The organism is Pseudolysinimonas yzui, assembly GCF_014653215.1.
Lineage (GTDB): Bacteria > Actinomycetota > Actinomycetes > Actinomycetales > Microbacteriaceae > Pseudolysinimonas_A > Pseudolysinimonas_A yzui.
On sequence record NZ_BNAI01000022.1, the window covers coordinates 1 to 632 of the forward strand.

Sequence of the window (632 nt, forward strand, 5' to 3'; positions counted from 1 at the left end):
AGCACCGGCTTCTCGAGTTCGACGCCGACGAGCGACCAGGTTCCGCACGAGATGTAGGCGTAGTGGGCGTCGGTCGCCGGGATGGCGACGATCGCCGACGCGGTGTCGTGCGTGCCGACCGCGGTCACGACGGCACGTGTAGCGCCGATGCCGCGCTGCGCGCTCGGGGCGAGTGCGCCGAGTTCGGTGCCGGCGTCGACGAGCTCAGGGAACAGGGCGCCGGGGATCGACAGGAGCGTCGCCAGCTCGGCATCCCACTCCCCCGTCGCGACGCCGAGCAAACCGGTGGTCGACGCGTTGGTGCGCTCGGCGACGGCCGTGCCTGTCAGCCAGTAGGCGAACAGGTCGGGGATGAGCAGGAACTGATCGGCGACCTCGAGCGTGCCGGCGAGACGGTCGGCCGTGAGCTGGAAGAGGGTGTTGAACGGCAGGTGCTGCAGGCCGCTGCGGCGGTACAGCTCGTCGGCCGGCACCAGGGCGTGCACCGCCTCGACGCCGGCCGCGTTGCGCTCGTCGCGGTAGGAGTACGGCGCGCCGACGAGGCGGCCGGCGCGCAGCAGCCCGTAGTCGACCGCCCAGGAGTCGATGCCGATGCCGGCCAGCTGCGGCTCCTGCCGAACGGCGGCCGCGAG

1 protein-coding gene is annotated in these 632 nt (G+C 72.6%); it reads right to left on the reverse strand.

Annotated elements, in window-relative coordinates:
* A partial coding sequence (locus tag IE173_RS15410) for an FGGY family carbohydrate kinase (protein ID WP_268248924.1) occupies positions 1-632 on the reverse strand: 632 nt, incomplete at both ends.